The sequence below is a fragment of the Brevibacterium zhoupengii genome (genome assembly GCF_021117425.1).
Lineage (GTDB): Bacteria > Actinomycetota > Actinomycetes > Actinomycetales > Brevibacteriaceae > Brevibacterium > Brevibacterium zhoupengii.
In genome coordinates this window covers 4,034,408-4,051,700 of the sequence record NZ_CP088298.1, presented here as the reverse complement: position 1 = coordinate 4,051,700, position 17,293 = coordinate 4,034,408, and the positions used below count along the sequence as shown (strand labels likewise).

The following is a 17,293-nucleotide window of genomic DNA, read 5'->3' as shown; positions in this document are numbered from 1 at the left end:
ACGATGAGCACTCAAACGAGCGCACCCCGCGTCTCTGACCGGGCCGGCCTCGTCCAGCCCTTTGCCGCCATGGGCATCGTGGCTAAAGTCCAGGAGATGTCGCGTAACGGCCGTGACACCATCGCCATGTGCTTGGGTGAACCGACCCAGGGGGCACCGGGGCCGGTGCGCAGGAGAGCCGCCGAGGTGGTCACCGACGGGACGAATCTCGGATACTCCCCGATCTTCGGCATCCCCGAACTGCGCACGGCCATCGCCGGGCACTACCGCGACTGGTACGGCGTCGAGGTGCCCACGGAACGCATCGCCATCACCACAGGTTCCTCCGGTGCCTTCCAGACTGCCTTCCTCACCTGCTTCGACGCAGGTGACCGCGTCGCGCTCGCCCGCCCGGGCTACGGCGCCTACAAGAACATCCTCGCCGCGTTGAACTGTGAGATCGTCGAACTCGACTGCGGTGGAGACCACGGCTTCCAACCGACCGTCGAACTCCTCGAGCAGGCACACGCTCAGGCTCCACTGAAGGGGCTCATGCTCGCGTCGCCGGCGAATCCGACGGGCACGATGATTTCGGGCGAGCACCTCGGCGAGCTCATCTCCTGGTGTGCCGAGCACGGTGTGCAGGTGATCTCCGACGAGATCTACCACGGCATCTCCTACATCGGCACGCGCGGTGAGACCGCGCTGGCCCATGACGACAATGCCATCGTCATTTCCTCGTTCTCGAAGTACTGGGCGATGACCGGGTGGCGACTCGGCTGGGCGATCCTGCCCGAATCATTGGCGTCGGCAGCTCAGAACGTGACCGGGAACCTCTCGCTGTGTGCCCCGGTGCCGGCTCAGTATGCGGCCGTGGCGGCGTTCACCGAGGAGTCCTATGCCGAATGCGAGGCCGCGGTCGAATCCTTCGCCCGCGCCCGCAAGCACGTTCTCGACGCCACCGCTGACCTGGGGTTCTCCGATATGGCTCCGCCCGATGGGGCGTTCTACATGTATGCCCGCATCGACGAGATCCTGCAGCGATCGGACGCTGGCATCGACACCGCGACCGATTGGTGTCAGGCTCTGCTTGAGACCACCGGAGTTGCTTTGGCGCCGGGTGATGACTTCGACTCCCTCAACGGGTCTCGTTCGGTGCGGTTGTCCTTGGCCGTCGGTGCGGACAAGACCGCCGAGGCGCTCGACCGGATCCTCGACTTCATGAGATGACTCCGAATTCGGCCGCGGCCCACGACGAGGGACCGCCTGCGAAGCCACCCGTGTCAGGTTCATCCGCCGGTTCAGTCCCGCCGTCCTCCGGTCTGCCGACACTGGGCGTCATCGTGTCCGCACTGCTCCTGGGCTCGGCCGGTCTGTTCGTCATCCTCGCCGAGGCGAGTGCTCCGACCGCGGCATTCCTGCGCTGCTGGATCGCCGTCATCGTCTTAGCTCCACTGGCAATCCTCGAGCTCCGACGCCATGGCCTCCTGCCGTCCCGGGCACTTGTGGTTGCGGCGGTCTCGGGTGCAGCACTGGGCATTGACTACGTGCTGTGGGCCCAGAGCGTCCTCGACGCTGGAGTCGGCGTCTCCACGGTCCTCATCAGCGTCCAGGTCATCGTGTTCCCGGCATTGGTCTGGGTCTTCGGCGGATCGCGGCCCGGGTGGCTGTTCATCATGTGCATTCCCATCATGATCATCGGCATGCTGCTCACCGGAGGCGTCTTCGGCGCCGATGAGGGAGCAGCGAACCCGGAGCGCGGCGCGATCTTCGGTGTGCTGTCTGGAATTCTCTACGGCGTCTACATCTTCGGCATCCACCATTGTCGCAAGGCAGCTCCGAACTTCGTGGTCGCGCCGGTGGCGGTGGGTACCGTCGCGGCGGGAGTCATGACGGCGATCGCCGGTCTCTTACTCGGCGGACTCGACTTCGACCTGGGCTGGGACGGGTGGGCGTGGATGGTGGCCCTGGCCGTCTTCGGCCAGGCCCTGTCATGGGTGCTGCTGAGCATCTCGAGCCCGTTGGTGTCAGTGTCGCGGACCGCGGCTCTGATGCTGCTCCAACCGCTGTCGGCTGTGGTTCTGGGTGCAATCATCGCCGGAGAGCGACTGCAGCCGGCGCAGTGGATCGGCGCGGTGCTGGTCGTCGTCATCGTCTGGGTCGTCGGGGGTGGCCCGGAGGCGCTGCGCAGACGAGGTTGACGCTGACGAGGTTGACGCTGGTGCAGACGACGCTGATGCTGGTCGGGTCCTGGCGACTTATGCGCTCAGTGCTCGTGACCTTCGACGGTGTGGGCCAGAGCGTCGAGGATGATGTGAGCGACGTGGTCGTCCTTGAGTGAGTAATAGGCTTCGCGGCCGATTCGGTTGACCCCGACGAGGTGGAGGCCACGCAGGAATTTCAGATGTTGGGAGACCAGTGGCTGCGAAAGCTCGGTGGACTCGACGATATGCGTCACGGTCGCCTCGCCGTGAGCGAGGACCAGCAGCATCTTCAGCCTCGACGGCGTGGCCAGTGCCTTGAACAGGTCGGCGGTCTCAGAGATGGCTTCGAGATTGCCCTCGGGGTCGCGCAGGAGCTGATTGACTGCGGCATTGACCGGGGTGGAATCTGAAGTGGAAGCCATGGATAGAGATTACCGGAAATTCTGCGGTGATCTCACTGTTCAGCTGAGGGCTTCGACGTCGTCCTGGGTGCCGATGAGGTCGTCGGCCAGTGACTCCCACTGCTCATAGGCGTCGGGCAAGGCAGATCGTTGGACGGCCTGTGCCGCCTCGGTGGGGGCCATCGTGTGCCAATTCTCGATCTGCACGAGTCCCGGATTCTCGACGTCCGGGTTGATTCCGTAGAAGGACTTCGTGGCATAGATGGGGTCGTTGAGGCGCTCGGGTTCACCCCACCCCTGCGAGGGGCGCTGCTGGAACAGGCCGACCGAATCGCGGTCACCCGAGTCGAGGTTCCGCAGCGAGGACTCTTGGAGCGCGGTCATGAGAGCGATTCTGATCGCGCGGTCATCGAAGTCGCCGCCGCGACCGATGCCGATGATCAGTCGGGCATTGTCGATCTGCTGCTCGGACAGTTGATTCACTGAAGCCATCTGCATCTGCCTGATCGTCGTCGAACCGAAGGAGATAGGCGAATTGACGATGATGACGGCGGCGAGAACCAAGGCCATCACCGCTGCCCCGAAACCGATCAGGGCACCACGAAGTACGGACCGAGAGCCCTTGCGGTGTCGAGTCGTTCCAGCCATGAATATAACGATAATGCAACAAACTGAGGGGTGCATGTGTCCACGCCGTGCCTTTTGTCACAGAACGGTCACGGAAGTGAATTTTTTGTGTGCGTCGGTGGTGACGCGTCATGTTCCAGGTCTGCGTCATCTCCTCAGGACGAATCGACCTGTGCGCCGTCTAATATCGGATCATGATCTTCGTGAGACGACGCAACCCGAGACCTCCACTCTTCGGGTGCCTGGTGGGTTTGATCGCGCTGTTCGTCATGGGGGTCGTGGTCATCGCAGTCGTCGCCGCAGTGGTCCTTATGAGCGCTGACATCGACAGTTCGGTTGACGGCGCGGACGGGGGCTCGAGCGGGAATGGTGCATCGAGCAGTGCCCCAGCTTCCCCCGGGCAGTGGTCGAGCGGCGGCTGAACAGCGGTTGAGCGCCTGAGGTGATTCAGTTCGCGGCGCTTCTGCCGGCGACGGTCCCCTGAACAGGCTGACGCAGAATCGTCCGCAGCTTGTCCGGGGCCGTTCTCCGCAGGTCGCTGAGGTAGATCTCGTGGTGTCTGCCAGTCATCTCGAACCCCGAGGTCGGGATGACGTCTGTGTGCATGTGCTCGAGCACGGGCCCTTCGGTGTCGAATGGCCCGATGTGCAGGGTCTGAACGATTGTCCCCTCGTGCAGCGTCGTCATGCGGAGGTCGCCGAGGCGGGGGAGGGTCTTGCGTTGTGCAGACAGTGTGGAAACGTGGTCGAGATGGGACTGATCCAGCCAGTCAGGCACGAGCAGCATGAGCGTGAAGTCCCACTGAGACTTATCGCGAGCACTCGTGAACGTGGACATGTCCTCTGCCCACCACAACCCCTCGAGCGGTGGGACGACGTAGTCACGACCCAGCTCGTTCTTGCTGAAGAACTTCAGAGCGTAGGCCAGCGGATAGAGCGTCTCAATGGCCGAGGTGAAATCGGGTGACGAATTCGGATCCCCGTGCCCGTCGACCATGAGGTACTGCAGCGGTGGAATGGCAAGGGTGTCGAAGACGCCGTGCTTGGCGCGATAGCTGCGCAGCGTCTTCTTGTAATCGATCTTATTCAAGGCACATTCCGTTCCGGCAGAAGTGATTGTCCGATTCTACGAGGCGAGCCTGATGCTCAATGGGATGTCTTTCGGTCCAGGCCTTGACCTTGACACAGTGTCAAGGTCTTCACTGGTCTCAAGGAGGTGGAACCAATGACCAATCCACACAGCATCACGCAGAGCCCTTCGAGTCAGGAACCCGTCATCGCGGCCCTGTCGTCGCCGAACCCACAGCAGCGACTGCAGGCGGCACTGTCTGTAGGGACCACCGCCGAGGACCGCCACCTCGGCGCCCTCATCCAGCGGTGCAGAACCGAACCGGACTTCTTCGTCCGTGACATGCTCACCTGGGCGATCACTCGGATGCCCGCCGAGGCGACCGTCCCACTGCTCATCGCCGAGTTGAGCTCAGAGGTGCCGCAGGCCCAGAGCCAGGCCCTTCACACGCTGTCGAAGATCGGTGATCCCCGTGGCTGGGAGGCCATGGATCCGGAAACCATCGGAGATGGCCTGATCGCCCATGCCGACACCGAGGTGGCCCGCAGTGCGTGGAGGGCCGCCGTGGCCCTCGTCCCCGGTGACGAGCGGGAGAAATTGGCATCGTCCCTGGTCACGCAGCTTGGTCGAGGTGATGTGGAGACACAGAAGAGCCTCAGCCGAGCCATCGTCTCCCTCGGAGAGGATCTCGTGTCAGTGCTCGATGGAAGACTGCAGGCAGAGGAAGAAACAGTGCGGACACATGCCATGGCTACCCGGGACATGTTCACCGATCCGGATGCCGGTTTTGCTCACGCCTTGAGTGAAGCCAAGCGCGTGGTCGCACTGGGGTCCGAGGCGTCAGCATAGGTCGATTTTGGGAAGGGTTGACCGAGGCAGCGCTGCCGAGCGGGGCAAGCTCGCGCGGCGCTGCGTGCGACACCTCGGACTCCTTCCTCAGAAGCTCAGTGCGCTGTCGGCAGAGCCGGGACAGTGTGACCTGTCTATAGTGGAGGCAGGAGAGGGGTATCAATGCGGATCGGCGAAGTTGCCAGACGCTCCGGTGTGAGCGCCCGCATGCTGCGGCACTATGAATCCTTGGGCCTCATCGATCCCAGCGAGCGCACCTCAAGCGGGTACCGAGAGTACTCCGCGGCCGATATCGGTCGCATCTTCCACGTTGAGGGGCTGCGCAAACTAGGAATGTCGCTGGCCGAGATCGGAACCCTGCTCAGCGATCCGGCGTTCGATCCCAGCCGGCTGCTTCACGAGCTGGTCGAGACGACCACGCAGCGCATCGCAGCCGAACAGGAGCTGCTCTCCCACCTCGAGCGCATCGACCGTCTCCACCATGCCGATGGTGAGGCGCTGCTGCGGACCATCGATCTCATGCGCTCCCTGGAATCTGGTGACGTCATCCAACGGCACAAAGCGGCTTTGGGCAGCGGTGTCGACGGAACGATACCCATCGAATCCCTGTCGACAGCCGTACTCAACGAACCCGTGCTCAACGCCGCCGGGGCCATGCGCTGGGCCTTGGCGCAGTCGGGTTCCGAAGCGGTCCGCCATTTGGCGAAGGGCATGGACGACCTGTCCGTCGACGTCCGACGCAATGCGTTGCAGGCCCTCGATGAGATCCGTCGCAATACAGCAAGTGACGAACTCGGGCCCGTCGCTGAGGCGACGATCACCGCGTCCCTGCGCTCCGGGCTCGGTGACCCAGACATTCAGGTGCGCAGCAGTGCGGCGCTCATTCTCGGTCAGATGGGAGATCCCGTTGTTGTCTCAGATCTGCTCGAGATCGCGATGGATGGACCCAAGGACATCGAAGCCGCCGAAGCCCTCGCCGCATTCGTCAATGAGGCCCCGGAGAAAGGGGCACGCGCAGAGGTCGCATCCCGGATCATGGCGGACCTGCGTCGCCATGCCAAGTCACCTGAGGCGACGGTGCGTTTTCGAGTGCTGCAGGTCCTCATCGAAATTGCCGGTGCCGAGGCCGACGACTTCATTGCAGAGCTGCGCACCGACGAGAGCTTCGAGGTCGCAGCGACGGCAACCGCAGCCCTGAACCGACGCCACGATCATTAAACTTGTTCCATGACCTCCGGAACAACGTCGCCCGATCCTGGGCCAGACCGATCGGCCGCCTCCCCGAAGAGACGGCAACGGCAGCCGTTCGCATTCCGGCGTCACCATTTCACAGTCACCGGGGTGCTTGACTACCTCTTCTTCCTCTTCGCCGGAGCCTCGTCGACCTGGTTGGCAGTGCTGATCCTGTTGAAGGGGTTCTCACTGGGCTGGTGGCAGGTGCTGACTCTGCTCGTGTTCTGGGTGGTGGTGTCCTACCTGGCACTTCCGCGGCTGCACCGCATCCTGTCCCAGATCTACGTCCCCAACTACTTCATCGGTCGAGCCCGGACATCGGACGGACTCCTCGGCGACCCGGTCAACCTCGCATGGCGCGGTGACGAGACGCAGATCCACCACGCGATGAAGGCCGCCGGGTGGATCCTTGCCGATGGCATCACCCCGGCCTCGACCTGGGAGATCATCACCTCCACGCTGACGAGGCGGAGCTATCCCAAGGCGCCCGTATCGCCTCTGCTGCTGTTCGGCAGACGGCAGGACTTCGCCTATCAGCAGGAGGTCGACGGCGATCCTGGGCAGCGACATCACGTCCGATTCTGGAAATGCCCCACCGGTTGGATGCTGCCCGGCGGGCACCAGGCGGACTGGCTGGCGGCGGGCACATACGACAAGAGCGTCGGAATCTCACTCTTCACATTGCAGTTCACCCACAAGATCGAAGAGAACACCGATGTCGAACGTGACTACATCGTCGACACGGTGTCTTCAGCCGATGAGGCGATCGTCGTTCAGCACATCGAGGACTTCTCGACCGGCTACCACTCGCGCAACGGCGGCGGAGACGCGATCATCACCGACGGCGACCTGCCGATCATCGAGGTCACCGACGTCACCGCTGACGAATCCGACTCTCCGGATCGGCTCGACCTCGCTCTCGACGCGACCTCGATCTATGCCGATGCCAAATCAGTCAGGGAGGTCACCAGAACTCTGTGGCACAGGCGGCCGTTGCAGACTGTCGTCGGTGCCGCACTCGTTCTGATTCTGCTCCTCTTCCAAGCATGGGACGTCCTGGGCACCGTGCTGGACTGGAACGGACTGCGCACTGAAGTCGTCGACTACAGCAAGGACATCGACACCCTCGGAAACGAGGTGGCGACACGGATCGTGGCGGGAGCCCTCATCGGACTCAGCCTCCTCATCGGATGCCTGCAGGTGATCGCGAGCATCTCCGTGTTCCGGGGCAGCAACCGGGCGCGGCTGTGGATTCTGACCCTGTCCACGGTGTCGGTGATCGTGTCGATGACGAACTACTTCACCGGAGACCGCGACCTCGCGACCAACATGTATGCGTTGACGACGATCGCCATGCAGGTCGCTGTGCTGCTGTCCTTGTCGAGTGACTCTTCACGGCTGTTCACCCGTTTCAGCACCGCAGCGCTTCGTGCCGAACGCCAGGATCGGGCACTCGAGGACTGAGTGCACGCGCACTTGCTGAGTGTCTGCGCATAGAGGAGTCGTGGACTCCGCGCCCTGTGTATCCTGATTGCGACTGCATTCCGGCGGCGCGTATCTGCCATCGGAACCGGACCCAAGCGAAGAGGCGCAATCCCATGACCGAATCGACATCCCACTCATCTGCTCCCTCTGACGGGGCCGAGGCTTCCGACGCTTCGATCTTCGACACGATCGATCCGGCGCTCAAGGTGGTCAGCGTCGAAGTGGAGATCGCCGCCCCGGCCGCTGAGATCTTCGAACTCATCGCGGACCCTGTCCGCCAACCCGAGTGGGATGGCAACGACAACCTGGGAGCAGCCGCTTCGGGGCAGAGGCCGACCAGCGTCGGAGGCTCCTTCATCACCACCCTGACCAAGGGCGTGGACCGTGAGAACCACATCGTCGAATTCGAAGAGGGCAGGCTCATCGCCTGGAAGCCCTCCGAAGTCGGCGGTGAGCCCTTCGGTCAGAAGTGGACGTGGGAGATCGAGGCGACCGGAGAAGGCTCAAGCCTGGTTCGCCAGACCTACGACTGGACCGAGCTGAGAGACCCTCGGCGACTGCCGCGGGCGCAGTCGACGACCCCGCAGAATCTGCTGGCCTCATTAGAGGGGCTCAAGGCGCTCGCCGAAGGCTGAGGCGCAAGCCAGCAGCACCTTGGCGAGGCCCCGGATCAGCCGCGCTGAAGCACCAGCTCCAGGTCATCGAGCACTGTCCGGTCCTCGATGGTCGAGGGTACGGCCGGGGAGTCGACTCCGTCGGCGATCTCCCGCATCGTCTTGCGCAGGATCTTCCCCGACCGGGTCTTCGGCAGGGCAGTGACGATATCGACCTGTTTGAAGGCGGCGACGGGGCCGATCTCCTTGCGCACCAGCGCCACGAGTTCGGCGATGACCGCCTTCGGATCGGTCGCGTCGGCGGAATCACTGAGGACGACGAGCGCTCGTGGACTCTGTCCCTTCGTGTCATCGTGTACGCCGATCACGGCGGTCTCCGCGACTGCGGGGTGGGAGGCGATGACGGCTTCGATGACACCCGTGGACAGGCGGTGACCGGCGACGTTGATGACATCGTCGGTGCGACCCATGACGAAGACATATCCGTCTTCGTCGAGGTAGCCCGAGTCGCCGGTGAGGTAGTAGCCGTCGAAGGCCGAGAGATATGAGGACACGAACCTGGAGTCATCACCCCAGACGGTGGCCATCGTTCCCGGCGGCAGGGGCAGCTTCATGACGATGAGGCCCTCCTCGCCGGCTGGCATGGGATTACCGGCGGGATCGAGAACGCCGACGTGGAAGCCCGGTACCGGTTTGGTCGGGGACCCGGCCTTGAGGGGGAACTGAGTGAGGCCGAGTGGATTGGCTGCGATCGGCCAACCGGTCTCTGTCTGCCACCAGTTGTCGACGACGGGAATGTCCCGACCGGTCGCCTCGGCGAGGATGTTCGTCGTCCACTCATAGGTGTCGGGATCAAGGCGCTCGCCAGCGAGGAACGAGGCCCGCAGGCTGGAGAGATCGTACTTCTTGATGAGTTCGCCGTTCGGGTCTTCCTTGCGGACCACGCGCATGGCCGTCGGCGCCGTGAAATGAACGTTGACCTTGTGGTCTTCGATGATGCGGAAGAAGGTGCCCGCATCGGGGGTGCCGATCGGTTTGCCCTCGAACAGGACCGAAGTGACTCCGGCCAGAAGCGGCGCATAGACGATATAGGTGTGCCCGACGACCCAGCCGACGTCGGAGGCGGTGAACATGGTGTCGCTGGGATTGAGGCCGAAGATGTTGGGCATCGAGAATGCCGAGGCCACCGCGTAGCCGCCGGAATCGCGCACGATGCCCTTCGGCTTGCCTGTCGTGCCGGAGGTGTAGAGGACGTAGAGTTCATCGGTGGCTTTGACGGTGACGGGATCAATGCCCTCGGGGGTGTTCTCGAGCAGCTCGGCGTAGTCGAGATCATTCTCGCCCATTTCGCAGCGATGCTCCTCGCGTTGGACGATGACGGTGAACTCAGGTTTGTTCTCGGCGATGTCGATCGCCTCGTCGACCATGGGCTTGTATTCGAGGATGCGGCTCTTCTCGACCCCGCACGAGGTGGAGATGACGGCCTTCGGAGAGGTGTCATCGATGCGAACAGCCAGCTCGTTGGGGGCGAACCCGCCGAAGACCACCGAGTGGATCGCGCCGAGGCGGGCACATGCGAGCATGGCGATCGCAGCCTCGGGGACCATCGGCATGTAGATGATGACGCGATCGCCCTTGACCACGCCCTTGTCGGACAGGGCCCTGGCGAAGCGGGAAACCTCGTCGAGAAGTTCCGAGTAGGTGATCGTGCGAATCGTGTCGGTGACGGGTGAGTCATAGATGATGGCCGCCTGGTCGCCGCGTCCGGCCGCCACATGGCGATCGACGGCGTTGAAGCACACGTTGAGCTCACCGTCGGGGAACCAACGGTAGATGGGGGCGTTCGCGTCATCGACGGCGCGAGTCGGCTCGGTGATCCAGTCGACGTGCTTCTTGGCCTGGTCGAGCCAGAACTCTTTAGGATCGGCATCGATGCGGGCGATGACATCGTCGTAGCTGGGGGATTCGTCCTGTGCGATCGTGTTCATGATTCCATTGTGACCCATGGCACAGCAGCCCGTAGGGGCAGATCGCGTCGATTTTTTGGTCTGTGATGGTTGCGCGCGAGCCGTTTCGACGCTAAAGCGGCAGAGTTTTCTGACTGCGAGAGTGCCACTTGAGGGCACATGGTGAGACGGTCTTGTTGAAAATGTCCCCTGTGCCACACTGACGCCATGACTCAAACACAGGACAGCACGCAGAAGGTAGCAATCGTCACCGGAGCCTCTTCGGGAATCGGCGCAGCCACAGCAGCCGCACTCGCTCAGGACGGTTGGCAGGTCATCGTCGCCGCCCGCCGCAGAGACAAGATCGAAAAGGTCGCTGCTGACATCGGCGGCACCGCCGTCGAGCTTGACGTCAGTTCGGACGAATCCGTCGCCAATCTCGCAGCCCAGGTCGATCGCGTCGATCTGCTGGTCAACAATGCCGGCGGTGCACGGGGACTGGACCCGGTGGCAGATGCCGACCTCGAAGACTGGCAGTGGATGTTCGACGTCAACGTCCTCGGCACTGTTCGAGTCACGAAAGCCCTGCTCGACAAGCTCATCGCCTCCGAGGGTCACATCATCAACACCGTGTCCATGGCCGCCTTCACCCCTTACGCCGGTGGTGCTGGCTACAACGTCGCGAAGTTCGGCGAGGGCGCGCTGACTCGCGTACTGCGACTCGAGCACGTCGGCGACCCCATCCGCGTGACCCAGGTCGATCCGGGCCGGGTGGAGACCGACTTCTCCCTCAACCGCTTTGACGGTGACGCGGACAAGGCCGCCAAGGTCTACGCGGGCAAGCTCAATCTGTCCGCCGACGATGTCGCAGAGTCGATCCGCTGGGCCGCTTCACTGCCGAGCCACGTCAACATCGACCACATCCACATCATGCCGCGCGACCAGGCCTGAGCCCGCCGGTCGCGCGTCGGCGCTCGGCGCTCGGCGCGCCCGTTGGCGCTCGGCGCTCGGCGCGCGGCCTGTGGCCACCGGCCAGCAGCTGTTCGGGCTGGGCCGTACGTCGGCCCAGCCTGCGCAGAGTGTGTATGCACTCAACTGTTTCACAACAGGTATTGTGCCGAGAACTCCTGAATGTCATCGCAGACAAGGCACAATGGGGACATGAGATATCTTGTTGCTCTGATCATCGGCATCGGCGCCCTGTTCGGCATCAACGCCTTCGCCGACCTCTTCTCGATGCCACGTCCATGGGGTTCGCTGCTGATGGGTGCGACCGTCGGAATCACGATGGTCGTCGTTCTCCTGATCTGGGAAGTCGTCAAACCCAGCAATAAGGACACCGCCCCCGCGAAACCGGCGATGAGCGAGGAGGAGCGTGCGAATGCGCGTGCGGAACGTCGTGCTCGCTTGGCCGCCGAGGCGGGGGTGAGTCTTGACGACAACGGCGAGCCCGAGGAAGAGGCTGACTCGAAGACATCTTCGCCCGGGAAGACTGCTGTGCCCGGGGCGACCGCTGTGCCGGAGACGAAGACCACTGACGGCTCTGTGCCTGAGACGGCCCCGCCGATGGAGTCGGCAGCAGAGGACGACACGTCACCGGGAGCCGACGAATCCTCGTTTGAGGCGGAACCGGCCGTGGCCCAAAGCACCGATGCCGAGCCGAACCTCGAAGAGCCGGAGACCTTGGCACCGGACGAATTCAACGAAGAGGCGACGGGATCGTCCCTGGAGAGCCCTCCGACCGGAGAGCCCGGAGTCTCCGTGGACTCTCTGGAAGACGCTGAATCCGAGACCGCCGAGGGAAACGGAGAATCCGGTGACGATGAGTCGGCAGAAGCCGCGGAGTCCTCGGATGACGACGGGGCCGGAGAAGAGACCATTCCCGGCGGACCAACCCCTAAAAGCTGATCTCGGCAGCTGACTGCAGAAGGCGCTGACTGCGTCGAGAACTGACTGCGTCGAGAACTGACTCCGGAACAGGTCCTGCCCGGCATCATTGCACGCCTGAGGCTGCTCCCGAGTAGTGGGCGGCGAGGATCCTCAGGCCCTCTTCGATGCTGACGCGCGGCGTCCACCCGAGAACCTCCTGGGTGCGGCGCTGGTCGAACCAGTGCGCAGTGGAGAGCTGTTCGGCCAAGAACCTCGTCAGCGGAGGCTCATCGTCGTGTTCTCCCAGGTCCCACGCCTTCTCCACAACCGATCCGGCCGCCAACGCGGGCCCCACGGGAATGCGCAGCTTCGGCACCTCGGCGCCACCGGCGATCGCGATCCGCGACATGAGTTCACCGATCGGACGCGGCTGACCATTCGTCACAACCAAAGATTCGCCGTGCGTGGTCGCGACAGCGTCCACGGCGGCAACGATCGCATCGACCGCGTTGTCGACGAACAGGGCGTCGACCAGCGGGGCACCCGATCCGAGAATCGGCATCCGGCCCGCCCGCGCACGGTCGATGACACGTTCCGTCAGCTGTGTGTCGCCAGGACCCCACATGAGGTGGGGGCGCAGGACGAGGACCTTGAAGTCCTGCGAATCAGCGCCCAGTGCGATGAGCTCGCCGGCAGCCTTCGTCCGCGCGTACTCGCCGCGCGCCAGCTCGGGGGAGGCCGGACCTGCTCCTGCGCCGATGATCGAATCACCGGTATGGGCCACCGACGGTGAGGAGATGTGGACCATCCGCTTCACACCAGCTGCCTGAGCAGCATCGACGAGGGTGCGCGTGCCGCCGATGTTCACGGCCTCGAACTCGCTGGGGTCGCCCATCATGGACACCTTCGCTGCCAGGTGCACGACCGCCTCGGCGCCGGTGAGGGCTTCGGTGACGCTGCTCGGATCGGTGACCGTTCCGATGACATCGCGTGCACCGGCCACCGAAGAGGGACGACGCTGCAAAGTGGTGACCTCGTGGCCGTCTGCCACCAATGCACGAGCGACGGATGACCCCAGGAGCCCGGAGGCGCCGGTGACGGTGATCTTCATGAAGACTCCTCAGACGGACGGGAAACTGACGGAATTCAGACCTTGGTGCGCACCGAACCGCCGGACAGGACATGGTCGGCCCAGGTTGCCAGTCGAGAGCGGTCGATCTTCGAATTGTGGCGGATATCGGTCGGGAACGTGGGCGCGACGAGGACTGCTGTGAGGTCGTGTCCGACGGTGTCGGCAACGAGCTCTCGCAGCCGCGCAGTCAGGTCCAGCGGTGCCAGACCGGGAGGCAACTCGGTCCCTTCGGCGTCGAGGACGGCCACCAGGGACTGCGTCCCAGCCGGGCCGATGCCCACGATCGAGGAGCGGCTGACCTCCTCATCGGAATCGATGAGTGCCTCGAGACCGCCGGGGCCCACTGGTCCCCGAGGTGTGGTGACCACGTGCTGCAGGCGGCCTTCGAGCCAGACGCGTCCCTCGGCGTCGATGTGGCCGATGTCGTTGGTCCGGTGCCAGGTCCGACCGTCGAGGTCATCGCGTGCCGAGGCCGCGGTGGTGGCCCAGAGGTTGTCGTAGCCGGATTTGATGTGAGCGGCGCTGACGACGAATTCGCCCAGGTGTCTCTGCGCGTCTGCGCCTCTCTCGAGCGCATCCGCAGACGTACCTGAGGTGTCGATCGGAGCCAGAGCCAGTTCGACGCCGTCGATGGGACGACCCACGCACACACCGAGGTTGGACGTGGCATCCGCGGCGGCCACACCGGCACGGTCGATATCGGTCAGGAGGAGGCCCTCGGTCATCCCATACGGCGAGTGGATGCTCGCGTTCGGGAACACCTCGGCGATGGAATCCATCAGCTCCAGCGGCACGGGGGCACCGGCCGAGAGCACGAGTTCGACCCGTGCGCAGGCGGCCTTCTGTTCCTCATCGAGGTCAGAGGCGGTGGCCGCGACGTTCTTGTACGCGGCAGGGGAGGCGAAGACCATCGTGGAATGACCGGCGATGATCGCATCGGAGATGGCGCTGGCCGTCAGCGTCTTCGGCTTGGTCACGGACATGTCCGGAGTCACCGAGGTGGCCCCGATGGCCGGACCCAGCAGCGCAAATGGTGGGAAGCCGGCGACCAGCCCGGTGCCCTCGCGGACGTCGAAGACTCGGGTCAGCACCGCTGCCAGGGCCGAGATGTCGCCGTGGGTGTAGCGCACGCCCTTGGCCGGTCCCGTCGACCCGGAGGTGAAGAGGATCGCCGCATCGTCGGTGGCCGCCGGGGTCGGCAGCTGCGCGTGATGGGTGGTGCGCGAAAGCGCAGTCAGGCTGGTTTCGACCTTGAGGAGTTTGGCCTGCACCGGTCCCAGCGGGGACACGGAGACGCGGCGTCCGGGCCAGTTGAAGGCGCGGGCGAGGCCCAGTCCCGGCAGTTCCCCGATGATCCACTGCGGATCCGCCGAGGTGGTCGCCCGGGTCATGCCCTTGGGTCCGAGGCCGGCGTCGGCGACGACGGCGACCGCGCCGATCTTCAGGCAGGCGTAGAGGGCCGCGGTGAGGTTGTTGCCGGGTGGCACGAGCATGGAGACCCGATCGCCGGGGCGCACACCGAGTTCGAGCAGGCCGCTCGCGATGCTCGTCGTCACGTGCCAAAGGTGGCGCCAGGTGATCTGCTGCGCAGGATTCTGGGCGAAGTCCACCGAGGCGATGGACTCGTCACCGTGGCGTGCGTCGAGGATCGCGGTGACCCCGCGTGCCGGGGGTGTCGCGTCCGGTGACTCCACGTTGTCGGCGCTCGTGTCCGTCGAGGCGGATGTGCTGGCAGCGGATGTGTTGGGGGCAGCGATCGATCCGGTGTCTGCCGCCGATGTGGCGGGGAACTGTGTCTCGAGCCAGTCGGTGACGACCCCAGCGACATCGTAATCTTCGCTGACCAGGTGCGAGCCCAGTTCGAAGCGGTGCACGTCGGCCTGGGGCAGGCGCTGACGCAGATCACGCAGGTAGCGTTCGAGGAACACCGGGTCCTTTGGTCCCCATACGAGGAGCGCAGGATGCTCATTGGCCGCGATATCGGCGCCCACACGCTGCAGCTCGGAATAGGACGGGTGGTTCTCATCGACGGGGATGTCGGCGACGAAGCCACCGATCCCGTGGCGCCGCGAGGCGTTGCCATAGGGGGAGCGGAAAGCGTCCTTGATCTCCGGATCGAGATCGCCCAGGCTCATCGTCACTCGCAGGAATCCGTCGGTGACCACGGTGGCAGTCGGGAGCATGGGCCCGGCAAGTGTCGCCCGCAGCGGGGCGGGGATCGGGGCATCCTCGGGCTGGTGGACTGCCGTGTTCAGGCTGATGGAGGCGGAGACGATGTCGGTGTTGCGCGAGGCCCAACCCAGTGACAGGACGCCACCCCAGTCGTGACCGATCGTCACGATCGGATGATCGGCGGGCGCAGCTCGGTTGCGGGGTGCGGCGTCATCGTTGGGCGCGGTCCCGTCGTTGGACGCGGCACTGCCGGCAACCTCGGCGAGGAGGGGTGTGACGACGGCATCGAAATCGGAGATGCGCTGGGACATGCGACGCACCTCGGCGCCATGGGGAGTCGGCAGAGACTCATGGCTCAGCCTCTGCGAGTAGCCCATATCGAGCTGATCGGGGGCGATGAGACGCCACACGCGGCCACCGGATCGGGCTGAGTCCACTGTCGCCTGCGCGAGGTGTCGCCACAGGTATGACCAGGTCGGATTGCCATGCAGGGCAAGGATCGTGCCGCTTGGTTCCAGCCCTTCGCCGCGCAGCACCTCAAGGGTGTCGAGCACGTGGAAGGAATGCGGCCCGTCGGGAGTCCTGGCCTCGACGATTCGGGACCAGACAGGGTCCCACTCGGGCAGCTTCGGGGGAGTCTGAGCCGGCCGTGCAGGAAATCTCATTGAACCTCTACCACTCGATTTCGGTCATTGCGGTGTTGAGTCCCGACCCGACTCCCATGCACAGGATGCGGTCGCCGGGCTTGAGGCTCGAGGCCTCGCGGCTGAGCGTGATCGGCAGGGAAGCCGGTCCCACATTGCCCAGTTCGGGATAGGTGACCGGAATCCGATCTGGATCGAGATTCGCGGCCTTCGTAATCGAGTTCACGTGCACGTCAGAGACCTGGTGCATGACGTAGCGATCCATCTCGCGCCAGTCCCATCCGTCCCCGTGGGCTTCCTCCCACGCGGCGACGACGAGTTCCATACCGCCGGCCAGCAGACCCTTGGTGTCGGTGAACATTCCGTTGTGATCGCCCACGCACAGTTCGTGGTGCTGGGTTGCGGCACGGGTGATGCCGCCGAGGATGCGGTGGCCTTCCGGATGCTTGTCTGCCGGTCCGAGGACGGCGGCGGAGGCACCTGATCCCAGCGTCAGGGAAGCGAACTCGTTGAGGTACTCCTCCCGGCTGATGTCTGGGCGGGTCAGCCGGCGCAGTGTGGCCTCCTGGACGCGGGAGGCATCCTCGCCGGCGACGACGAGGGCGTAATCGATCTGGCCGGCGTCGATCATGTTCGCTGCCAGGGTCATTCCGTTGACGAAGCCCAGGCAGGCATTGGCGATGTCGAAGTTCATCGCCTGCGAGCCCAGTCCGATGCCCGCGTGGACGCCGACGGCAACGGAAGGTTCGAGGTGCTCACGCGTGACCGAGGTATTGACCATCAGTCCGATCGACTCGGGTGAGACCCCCGACTCGGCGAGAGCCTTCTTTCCGGCCGCGATCGCTCCTTCGGCGAACTGGCTCGGCACGTCCCAGTTGCGGCGTGCGTGGACACCGGCGACGCGCTGCAGGAGGCCGGTGGGCAGATTGAGGGTGGACAGGGTATCGGCGAGGCGCTCGTCGAATTCTTGAGAGGTCACTTCGTTCGGGGCGAGGATCTCGGTCAGGCCGAGAAGCGCCACGTTCGAGTGCCGGAATGTTGCGTTGCCGTTCGCCAATTGAGGTTCTCAT

The 17,293-nt window shown here is 64.3% G+C and carries 16 protein-coding genes; 9 read left to right on the top strand and 7 right to left on the bottom strand.

Annotation, left to right across the window (positions count from 1 at the left end; all coding sequences use genetic code 11):
• The first annotated feature begins 3 nt into the window (after window positions 1-3).
• Window positions 4-1,209 (top strand): pyridoxal phosphate-dependent aminotransferase, encoded by a 1,206-nt coding sequence (locus LQ788_RS18295; RefSeq protein ID WP_231443493.1) that lies wholly within the window; start codon window positions 4-6, stop codon window positions 1,207-1,209.
• Complete coding sequence (locus tag LQ788_RS18290; RefSeq protein ID WP_231443491.1) at window positions 1,206-2,180, top strand: DMT family transporter; 975 nt, start codon at window positions 1,206-1,208, stop codon at window positions 2,178-2,180. Before LQ788_RS18295 ends, LQ788_RS18290 begins: the two co-directional genes overlap by 4 nt.
• 65 nt (window positions 2,181-2,245) lie before the next feature.
• Here LQ788_RS18290 and LQ788_RS18285 read toward each other — a convergent pair whose 3' ends face one another.
• Window positions 2,246-2,605, bottom strand: coding sequence for an ArsR/SmtB family transcription factor (locus LQ788_RS18285; protein WP_009882302.1), 360 nt, complete (start codon window positions 2,603-2,605; stop codon window positions 2,246-2,248).
• A gap of 39 nt (window positions 2,606-2,644) precedes the next feature.
• Window positions 2,645-3,232, bottom strand: a complete 588-nt coding sequence (locus LQ788_RS18280; RefSeq protein ID WP_231443489.1) for a peptidoglycan-binding protein — start codon at window positions 3,230-3,232, stop codon at window positions 2,645-2,647.
• Between the two features lie 173 nt (window positions 3,233-3,405).
• Here LQ788_RS18280 and LQ788_RS18275 point away from each other — a divergent pair, with 173 nt between their 5' ends.
• Window positions 3,406-3,633, top strand: coding sequence for a hypothetical protein (locus tag LQ788_RS18275; RefSeq protein WP_231443487.1), 228 nt, complete (start codon window positions 3,406-3,408; stop codon window positions 3,631-3,633).
• Between the two features lie 25 nt (window positions 3,634-3,658).
• On the opposite strand, the gene LQ788_RS18270 is transcribed toward LQ788_RS18275, so the two are convergent.
• Window positions 3,659-4,300 (bottom strand): GyrI-like domain-containing protein, encoded by a 642-nt coding sequence (locus LQ788_RS18270; protein WP_231443486.1) that lies wholly within the window; start codon window positions 4,298-4,300, stop codon window positions 3,659-3,661.
• 135 nt (window positions 4,301-4,435) lie between these two features.
• Here LQ788_RS18270 and LQ788_RS18265 point away from each other — a divergent pair, with 135 nt between their 5' ends.
• The 4 genes from LQ788_RS18265 (at window position 4,436) to LQ788_RS18250 (ending at window position 8,481) form a co-directional block, all read left to right on the top strand.
• Entirely contained in the window at window positions 4,436-5,128 is a 693-nt protein-coding gene (locus tag LQ788_RS18265) for a HEAT repeat domain-containing protein (RefSeq protein WP_231443484.1), read from the top strand.
• A 162-nt stretch (window positions 5,129-5,290) separates the two neighbouring features.
• Entirely contained in the window at window positions 5,291-6,346 is a 1,056-nt protein-coding gene (locus LQ788_RS18260) for a MerR family transcriptional regulator (RefSeq protein WP_231443482.1), read from the top strand.
• A 9-nt stretch (window positions 6,347-6,355) separates the two neighbouring features.
• A complete protein-coding gene (locus LQ788_RS18255) occupies window positions 6,356-7,825 on the top strand; it encodes an LssY C-terminal domain-containing protein (RefSeq protein ID WP_231443480.1) in 1,470 nt (489 codons plus the stop codon).
• A gap of 134 nt (window positions 7,826-7,959) precedes the next feature.
• Complete coding sequence (locus LQ788_RS18250; protein WP_231443478.1) at window positions 7,960-8,481, top strand: SRPBCC family protein; 522 nt, start codon at window positions 7,960-7,962, stop codon at window positions 8,479-8,481.
• 35 nt (window positions 8,482-8,516) lie between these two features.
• On the opposite strand, the gene LQ788_RS18245 is transcribed toward LQ788_RS18250, so the two are convergent.
• Complete coding sequence (locus LQ788_RS18245) at window positions 8,517-10,448, bottom strand: acetate--CoA ligase (RefSeq protein WP_231443477.1); 1,932 nt, start codon at window positions 10,446-10,448, stop codon at window positions 8,517-8,519.
• 186 nt (window positions 10,449-10,634) lie between these two features.
• Between LQ788_RS18245 and LQ788_RS18240 the strand changes: the two genes are divergently transcribed.
• Both LQ788_RS18240 and LQ788_RS18235 read left to right on the top strand, forming a co-directional pair.
• On the top strand, window positions 10,635-11,357 hold the full coding sequence (locus LQ788_RS18240; protein ID WP_231443475.1) for an SDR family oxidoreductase: 723 nt from the start codon (window positions 10,635-10,637) through the stop codon (window positions 11,355-11,357).
• 210 nt (window positions 11,358-11,567) lie between these two features.
• A complete protein-coding gene (locus tag LQ788_RS18235; protein ID WP_231443472.1) occupies window positions 11,568-12,314 on the top strand; it encodes an ICP22 family protein in 747 nt (248 codons plus the stop codon).
• Between the two features lie 85 nt (window positions 12,315-12,399).
• Here the strand turns inward: LQ788_RS18235 and LQ788_RS18230 are convergent, their stop codons facing one another.
• The 3 genes from LQ788_RS18230 to LQ788_RS18220 are packed head-to-tail and all read right to left on the bottom strand — an operon-like array spanning window position 12,400 to window position 17,280.
• Complete coding sequence (locus LQ788_RS18230; RefSeq protein WP_231443470.1) at window positions 12,400-13,386, bottom strand: NAD-dependent epimerase/dehydratase family protein; 987 nt, start codon at window positions 13,384-13,386, stop codon at window positions 12,400-12,402.
• A 35-nt stretch (window positions 13,387-13,421) separates the two neighbouring features.
• The gene (locus tag LQ788_RS18225) at window positions 13,422-16,244 is read right to left on the bottom strand and encodes an alpha/beta fold hydrolase (protein WP_231443468.1); all 2,823 of its coding nucleotides are present in this window, start codon (window positions 16,242-16,244) and stop codon (window positions 13,422-13,424) included.
• Window positions 16,245-16,251: 7 nt separating this feature from the next.
• The gene (locus LQ788_RS18220; RefSeq protein WP_231443467.1) at window positions 16,252-17,280 is read right to left on the bottom strand and encodes a 3-oxoacyl-ACP synthase III; all 1,029 of its coding nucleotides are present in this window, start codon (window positions 17,278-17,280) and stop codon (window positions 16,252-16,254) included.
• Window positions 17,281-17,293: the final 13 nt, after the last annotated feature.

Excerpts from the sequence above, each read along its gene's own strand:
- LQ788_RS18295 (WP_231443493.1), top strand. The coding sequence starts at position 4 with ATGAGCACTCAAACGAGCGCACCCCGCGTCTCTGACCGGGCCGGCCTC.
- LQ788_RS18290 (WP_231443491.1), top strand. The coding sequence starts at position 1,206 with ATGACTCCGAATTCGGCCGCGGCCCACGACGAGGGACCGCCTGCGAAG.
- LQ788_RS18285 (WP_009882302.1), bottom strand. The coding sequence starts at position 2,605 with ATGGCTTCCACTTCAGATTCCACCCCGGTCAATGCCGCAGTCAATCAG.
- LQ788_RS18280 (WP_231443489.1), bottom strand. The coding sequence starts at position 3,232 with ATGGCTGGAACGACTCGACACCGCAAGGGCTCTCGGTCCGTACTTCGT.
- LQ788_RS18275 (WP_231443487.1), top strand. The coding sequence starts at position 3,406 with ATGATCTTCGTGAGACGACGCAACCCGAGACCTCCACTCTTCGGGTGC.
- LQ788_RS18265 (WP_231443484.1), top strand. The coding sequence starts at position 4,436 with ATGACCAATCCACACAGCATCACGCAGAGCCCTTCGAGTCAGGAACCC.
- LQ788_RS18260 (WP_231443482.1), top strand. The coding sequence starts at position 5,291 with ATGCGGATCGGCGAAGTTGCCAGACGCTCCGGTGTGAGCGCCCGCATG.
- LQ788_RS18255 (WP_231443480.1), top strand. The coding sequence starts at position 6,356 with ATGACCTCCGGAACAACGTCGCCCGATCCTGGGCCAGACCGATCGGCC.
- LQ788_RS18250 (WP_231443478.1), top strand. The coding sequence starts at position 7,960 with ATGACCGAATCGACATCCCACTCATCTGCTCCCTCTGACGGGGCCGAG.
- LQ788_RS18245 (WP_231443477.1), bottom strand. The coding sequence starts at position 10,448 with ATGAACACGATCGCACAGGACGAATCCCCCAGCTACGACGATGTCATC.
- LQ788_RS18240 (WP_231443475.1), top strand. The coding sequence starts at position 10,635 with ATGACTCAAACACAGGACAGCACGCAGAAGGTAGCAATCGTCACCGGA.
- LQ788_RS18235 (WP_231443472.1), top strand. The coding sequence starts at position 11,568 with ATGAGATATCTTGTTGCTCTGATCATCGGCATCGGCGCCCTGTTCGGC.
- LQ788_RS18230 (WP_231443470.1), bottom strand. The coding sequence starts at position 13,386 with ATGAAGATCACCGTCACCGGCGCCTCCGGGCTCCTGGGGTCATCCGTC.
- LQ788_RS18225 (WP_231443468.1), bottom strand. The coding sequence starts at position 16,244 with ATGAGATTTCCTGCACGGCCGGCTCAGACTCCCCCGAAGCTGCCCGAG.